The sequence below is a fragment of the Haloarcula mannanilytica genome (genome assembly GCF_005406125.1).
GTDB classification, from domain to species: Archaea; Halobacteriota; Halobacteria; order Halobacteriales; family Haloarculaceae; genus Haloarcula; species Haloarcula mannanilytica.
The window spans coordinates 1-6,541 of record NZ_BIXZ01000024.1; the positions used below are offsets into that span (position 1 = coordinate 1).

The following is a 6,541-nucleotide window of genomic DNA, read 5'->3' on the forward strand; positions in this document are numbered from 1 at the left end:
GTCGGCCTTCCCTAGTGCAATACCCATATCACCGTACGTACTGAGAAACGCTAGCCAAGTCTCCGGCTGTTCCTCGAACTCAACAGTACCCATCGGCTCCATTGTCACCGTGTACGACGAGTCATCGAGGGTAGTCGTCTCCTTAGATGTCGGCTCCGAAGTGTTTGAAGTGTCGCCGCTGCTACCCCCGGTACACCCTGCTAATAGACCACTAATGGCGACGGTTCCCCCGTACTTCAGATAGTCTCGTCGCGTTGACTCTTCCTGACTGTTACTGTTATCTGACACATGATTTAGGCTAGCCTAAAAGTATATAGTTGCTTCGGTTTTGTTGTAGTCCTCTGTATGTGATACATGTTATGCGGGTTATGATCAATACAGGTGAAGTCCCTATCGGTCAACAGTATCTATATTGTGCTGAAAACTCAATTTACGTCTGAATGACTGCCCTCCACAATCTCCAAGACCGAATCCGTCCGGGTGCCCTACTAGTTATGGTGGCAATTATTGGAGCAGGCACCTACTTTGAGTTCGTGTATTATGGGCCACCCACTTTGTATGCAATTATCCTGTGGTTCATCGTTGTTCCGATGTTGCTTGCCACGACAGTAACTGATGTCGGAAGCCATCCTCTCTACCAGCCGCTCCTGTATGGCGGCTTAGTCGCAGTTGGTATACTACAGTTTCTTGACGGAGACTGGTTTCTTCTCGCGGGGCTATTCGTCCTTTGCGGGACTATCGGGTTAATCTCTGAAATTCGTAATCGAAGCAATTGACTATTTTCACCAGCACAACGATGACTAGGCACACCTACTGAGCGGCTGTTTTATTCCACACCCGCTAATGAGAACCCTCTGTATGGTGAGGAGCTATGGTCAGTACAGAGTGAGTCTTGAGCGTCCAGTTTGGTGTACTCGGTCTCAGTTTGGCTGTCGTCGTTTCTGCCGCGACTCCAGCATCCGGAGAAGTGCCGCCGTTACAAGTCCAATAATGAGGTTTCCAGTGGCGCCTACGTAGGCGAGAATTGCGCCCACAACGATTAAATCACGCATACGAGGTGGTGGAAGCATATGTACAGATATGAAGCTTGTCTCACTAATGTATACCGCTCATCAGTAAACAAACCCTGGAACCAACGAATCGGCCGAGGTACAATGATACATTCGCATGCGGATCGGTCGGGTGTTTCAATCGCTTTCAGCAATAAAGAACCTCTATTCCACCCCCTCCAAGTCGTACAGGGCCTCAACAGAGCGGCAGTAGTAGTCTTGATCGGAGTCCTGAACGGCGTCGGTCTTTTCGGGTACCTTCGCGACGATACTAGCAAATTCCGTTGAAGGCTTTAAGCGACCATCTGTTTCGCGGGCTTGCCACTCTTGAACCATCCCTCGTTCACCGTCAGCGGTGACGTACAGGGCACGAATCCCCGGTCGTTCGCGGAGTGGCCCTTGACGAGTTTGCCAGTCCGAATATTGACCACCCACTCCAACAAGAGACCAGCCCGCCATTGGATTGCGTACAATTCAAGTTCGCCATCTTCGGGCGACTCTGTACACCCGTTGTCAGCCCACGATTGGGGAAGCGCTCGATTCTCTGTTCTGTCTTTCCAGCGCCACTTGCGCTTCGTTGATCCGCGATTTCTGTGTCGGTATTTACTACCCATTATTGGATTCTCTCACCCGATTGAGAATCACAAAATTTGCTCATCGCTGCCTCTAATCCAGCTTTTTTGCTGTTTGGGATAGTACTAGTAAGTACGGGAACTCACCATGAAAACAGCCGAGTCCCCCACTACGATTAGCGAATGCTCGCCGCCAGATCAGAGGATATCCCACCAGCCCAGCGGGACCCGCGCACTTGACTTCCGGCAGATCCGAGACAAACGGTCAGCAACGTGGAACGCTGCCCTCAATGCCAGTGTCGACGTAACGAAGGGCGACCGTCCGGACCTGTTTGTTATCTCCATCGACGACAACTGGCCTGCGAACTGCTCGCTCGCCGAGCATCCCAACGGCACCCACGCCGGCTGGTGCAGCTGCGAGGTTTTCCAGGCGACAACTGTCTGCCCACATCTCTGTGTTCTCAGGCAACACGCTGCCTTGGGCGAGCTTAGCCTGCCAATTCGAGAACAGCGGTAGAATAGAATATAAATCAGTCTTCGCTTATCGTCACACCAGCCAGCGGTCGGACCTCGACACGTCCGGCCCGGTCATGATCGAGACACTGGCACAGACGTTCTCGAACTGTCGCCTGCGAGCACGGTTCGATACCAACGCCCAACCGAGGATCATCTCGAATCTGAATATACGCGGCGTCAACGTCCAGCCCCGTGTGCTCAACTCGACACCAGATCGTCTTCGCTTCGGCCTGCTCTAGACCAGTCACATACCGAGCGGCCACCGCTTCGTGCCGAAGTTCGACGAGGACTCGCTCGACAACCGATGCGACTTTTGCTGACGACCGCAACGCTGGCGGTGACTCAAAAACGCTCTCAGCGTCGTGCTGTGCTACTGTCTTAGGAGTACTGGTAACTGACATCTGTCACTCTCAAGACGCGCTTTCTGGCCCGTCCTGCACCCGACTGGGGCATACAAAACAGTCGGTCGCGGCCGCTCACTCAACAATGATCTCTCCAATCTGCTGGTACCACCGACGGATCGTCTTTACATTGAGGTCCACCGTCTCGCTGATCGTTGCCTGTGTCAGCCGGATATGTGACTCGCCTGTCTCCCGAAGCGGGATTCACACCCCAACTTGCTTTCCGCTGGTCGCCGTATCTGGTGACAGATGCGTGTTGGCTTGATGCAGTTGAAACGGCCGTTGTGCTACCTGATGGCAATCTTGTATGTCGTTGCGGGAACCTTGCATTTCGTCGTGCCAAACCTGTACGTCCAGATCGTGCCGCCGGTCTTGCCGGCACCGCTTGCGCTGGTGTATCTCTCTGGTATCGCCGAGATCGCTGTCGGACTTGGCCTCTTGGGGCCACGAACACGTACATATGCCGCATGGGCAACGATCGCGTTGCTTGTCGCGATCTTTCCCGCGAACATCTATATGGCTGTTTCCATGGTCACCGTCGAGGGGGCGCCCGGTGGCGGCGACCCCTCTGTGTTGACCCGCTGGGCCCGGTTGCCCCTGCAAGGCGTGTTGATACTCTGGGCGTACTGGTATACTGACTGAGCCCGGAGGCTGCTACGCTTGACTGACTTGATTCTGTCATTGTTCGATGGGTTTGCTGAGCAGTACCCGTCCTGCCCTGCTCGCATAGGCCGCCCTCCGCATGCTCACGGGTCACTGTGTTCCCCATTCGTAACGAAGTGCTCTCCGCTCGCGGGACGTGAGGTACTGAACTTCTCTCTAAGTTTCCGCACAGACATGGTCTGCAACAGTACAACCACCCCTTTCGACCACCTGTTGTTAGCTGTCAGTGTCAGACGAGTAGTTTTCACCGGGAATGAATACTGGAAGATCTGTATCGCGGGTTTCCCGGTCAAGACTGTCGAAACCAGATCCAAAATGACATATAGAAACAAAGAAAATATTCATTGTAACCGCCATCCACATATAGAAGCCTACCGTACGTCTACGTAACAATGGCCGCTGAAACCGCTCACAGTTGATTTTCTTGAGGGTGGCGATGAGAGTACTGATGTAGTGCATCCCGGTACGATGCCAGCGACATCGCACCATACAGCAGACTGACTTGCTGATTTGCCGAAAAAGATACTAACCTTCGTATACAACGTATACACATGAGCACAATACGAGTCTCTGACGACGTGAAGGAACGGCTGCGTGATCTGAAACGAGACGACGAGAGTTTCAACGACCTGCTGGACCGGCTTAGTCGGAGCGAGAAAGATGTCGAAGCCATCGCTGAATCGCTACCACCTGTTGACGACGAGGACATTCAGCAGATGGACGAAGCCCGCGAACGGCTGAACGAGTCGCTGGAGGAACGGCGGTAGATGATTGTTCTCGACAGAGACATTCTGGTAAAGCTACGAAACTCCGAAAAGCCGGTTGTTCAGCATCTTCAACAGTACAAAACCGATGAGTGGACAATCCCGTCTCACGTCGCTTGGGAGTCGTTTCAGCGGTACAGCAACCGAAGCGATATGCTCCAAGAGCAGCAGCACCTCCGGACCAGTTTCGACCGGATTCTACCATTCACGACTGACACCGCACTCGAAGCCGCTTATCTCGACAAAAAGCTTCGTTCGCAAGGGGTAGCTCTCGACGCCATCGACCTGCTGAATCTGGCGACAGCTCACGAAGCCGGTGGCAAATTTGTCACCCACAACAAGAACGATTTCGACAAGGAACCTCTTCTTGAGCTTGCTGACGTGGATATTGTACATGCCCCCTGACCCTATCAGTTGTTGTGAACACGGCTTCTTAATTCATCCAACTGGCTGAAACAACTGGTCAGTGGACACACTGACTGAGCAGGCGTTGCAGCCAGCACCACGGCTAAAGAAACTACCTTCTCGCCGCCCAGTTAGAGTTCCGTTGCCTGCATCTGCTCGTGGGTGTCGGGATTGACCACTGGGATGACGCTCTCGATCTCTTCCTTGCCGTACTCCTCACGAATCAGATCGTGGATATCGTTTGCGAGAGCAACGGCCTCGTCTTGCTTGTTGGAACTCGCCTCGTTCTCAGGAAAGTCTGCTGGCCCGACACCCTCAACCACGATGAACAAGTGGTCGTCACTCATTTTCGACCGCCTCAACGAGTAGTGTCGTTTCGGGTAGGTCGTCGCGAGAGGTCGACAGGAACTCGAACGTCTCCAGTGTTTCCTCGACCAACTCGACCAATTCCTCAGAGACATCGCCAAAGTGAACGATAGCGTCAGGATCGGGGTAGTTCTCGTACTGCTGTGCAGCTGTTTGGTCTGTCTTGTTCTTACTCATGATCGGTATGCGGCACGCCCTCAGTGGGATGCCTCTCACCTCACTGGGGCACAGAAATAACACGGCGGCTCGTTCACAGCCACCCGATTCATCGCGATGAGCCTACCTGCCTCCAGAAGCGGGACCGCCGGACTGGCCTGCCGGTCCAAGGTGGAGCGTGTCCCCCGAGCGCTTGCGCCCGGGAACCGTGAGCGTGCGATAAAGCGAAAGAGGGAGTGGTATGGCTCCTCGACTATTTTGCGATTACGTTCCCACTCTCGTCGATGGCATACCTGAGTGGGTACACGTTCCCATCGATATGCGTGGCCTTCTTCGGCCGCGTCTCGTTCAGCCACTCTTCGCGGTCGGCGTCGGTCTGAATGTCCTCGTTTGGAGAGTGGACGCTGAACAGGTCCATGCTGACCCAGCGGTTGATCCGTAGCTCGCCAGACGAAGAGTACACCTTCACGCGCTTATTTTCGGCGTCGACACCACCGACGACAACTTCGGGCGCGTCTTCGGCTGTTTTCAGTCCAGCACCGATATCTACCGCGTCGGGGTCGATATCGAGGTCGTCGCACTGCTGTGCAGGTGTCTTGTCTGTCTTGCTCTCAGTCATCATTGGTATGCGGAGCGCCCGCAGTGGGACGCCCCTCACTCCGTTGGGGCACAGAAATTACGCGACGGCTCGCTCCTCGGTATCCGATTCGTCGCGGCGGATCTCGCGTGTCCGCTCTCGAAGGTGAGACTGGACTGGTGTCCGGTTCGCGTGCTGGTTCTCGTGGGCGAGATACTGCTGGATCGTCTCGATTGAGTGCATGCAGTTGATGCCGGCGACGGCCTCCTGTGCTGCGGCCTTCGTGTTTATCAGGGCATCCGACCGGCGACCACCAGCGCCGAAATCGCATAACGTCGTTGTTTCCACTGGCGTCATACAAGGGCCTCCCGTCGGTCCCAGCCAGCCAGTTCGGCGTCGATAGCGTTGATGATGATCGCGACTCGTGCTTTTGGAGTGTCTGCCTGCTCGTCGTCGGCGTCCAGAAGTGAACGGAGTTCGAGCACGTCCGGTAGGGCAATGCTGTCCGAGCGCTGAGCGACAGCACGGAGGACAGCGGCCTCAACGTCGGTACTTTCAGACCGCGCTCGAACAATTGTCGTGATAGACTCGACGGGCTTCGGAGTGATTGACTGAGACAGGTCTTCTGGACCACGACGGGACATATTTCGAGACATCCTCTCACCCGCCAGAGGAACACAAAATATTCGCATTTCAAGCCGATACCATCGAGGTTTGAGGGACCGTGGAAATTCCTTACTGGAGTTGCAATATTAAGGAACCGTAACTCTGATCGAGTATTGTTCCTACCATATTTGTACTTATTATAGATATATTTGAGAATGGATCCTGAGATATGAATCTATCAATCGTTGTTTATATAATATTTCAGCGAATTAAACGATTAGTTGGAGGTTATACGTCTCAATATCTGATATTATGCTCTGTGACTGAATACAAAGATGGGGTCAACTACCCCACCCTAAGCGCCTTCGGCGCTTTGAGGGTGGGGCTTGTCCGTGGACTCGACCTCGGACCCTTCCGGGTGGGCGGTGAATCCACCACTCGGTGTCACAGTCCCAGACTTCAGGGC

At 54.1% G+C, this 6,541-nt stretch carries 8 protein-coding genes and 2 pseudogenes; 3 read left to right on the top strand and 7 right to left on the bottom strand.

The window, feature by feature from the left end; genetic code table 11:
- Positions 1 to 288 (bottom strand): annotated as a pseudogene (locus Harman_RS21880) (ABC transporter substrate-binding protein); the annotation flags it as partial.
- A 2,499-nt stretch (positions 289 to 2,787) separates the two neighbouring features.
- On the opposite strand from Harman_RS21880, the gene Harman_RS21055 reads away from it, so the two are divergent.
- The 3 genes from Harman_RS21055 (at position 2,788) to Harman_RS21070 (ending at position 4,370) form a co-directional block, all read left to right on the top strand.
- On the top strand, positions 2,788 to 3,180 hold the full coding sequence (locus Harman_RS21055) for a DoxX family protein (RefSeq protein WP_137685621.1): 393 nt from the start codon (positions 2,788 to 2,790) through the stop codon (positions 3,178 to 3,180).
- 572 nt (positions 3,181 to 3,752) lie between these two features.
- Positions 3,753 to 3,968, top strand: a complete 216-nt coding sequence (locus Harman_RS21065; RefSeq protein WP_137685622.1) for a DUF7557 family protein — start codon at positions 3,753 to 3,755, stop codon at positions 3,966 to 3,968.
- A complete protein-coding gene (locus Harman_RS21070) occupies positions 3,969 to 4,370 on the top strand; it encodes a type II toxin-antitoxin system VapC family toxin (protein ID WP_137685623.1) in 402 nt (133 codons plus the stop codon).
- A gap of 131 nt (positions 4,371 to 4,501) precedes the next feature.
- Here the strand turns inward: Harman_RS21070 and Harman_RS21075 are convergent, their stop codons facing one another.
- The 6 genes and pseudogenes from Harman_RS21075 to Harman_RS22115 all read right to left on the bottom strand — a co-directional run.
- Positions 4,502 to 4,717 (bottom strand): hypothetical protein, encoded by a 216-nt coding sequence (locus Harman_RS21075; protein WP_137685624.1) that lies wholly within the window; start codon positions 4,715 to 4,717, stop codon positions 4,502 to 4,504.
- On the bottom strand, positions 4,710 to 4,913 hold the full coding sequence (locus tag Harman_RS21080; protein WP_137685625.1) for a hypothetical protein: 204 nt from the start codon (positions 4,911 to 4,913) through the stop codon (positions 4,710 to 4,712). Before Harman_RS21080 ends, Harman_RS21075 begins: the two co-directional genes overlap by 8 nt.
- A 232-nt stretch (positions 4,914 to 5,145) precedes the next feature.
- Entirely contained in the window at positions 5,146 to 5,511 is a 366-nt protein-coding gene (locus Harman_RS21085; RefSeq protein ID WP_137685626.1) for a hypothetical protein, read from the bottom strand.
- Positions 5,512 to 5,568: 57 nt separating this feature from the next.
- The gene (locus Harman_RS21090; RefSeq protein ID WP_137685627.1) at positions 5,569 to 5,826 is read right to left on the bottom strand and encodes a hypothetical protein; all 258 of its coding nucleotides are present in this window, start codon (positions 5,824 to 5,826) and stop codon (positions 5,569 to 5,571) included.
- Positions 5,823 to 6,113, bottom strand: a complete 291-nt coding sequence (locus Harman_RS21095; RefSeq protein WP_137685628.1) for a hypothetical protein — start codon at positions 6,111 to 6,113, stop codon at positions 5,823 to 5,825. Before Harman_RS21095 ends, Harman_RS21090 begins: the two co-directional genes overlap by 4 nt.
- Before the next feature lie 317 nt (positions 6,114 to 6,430).
- A pseudogene (locus Harman_RS22115) lies at positions 6,431 to 6,541 on the bottom strand (zinc ribbon domain-containing protein); the annotation flags it as partial.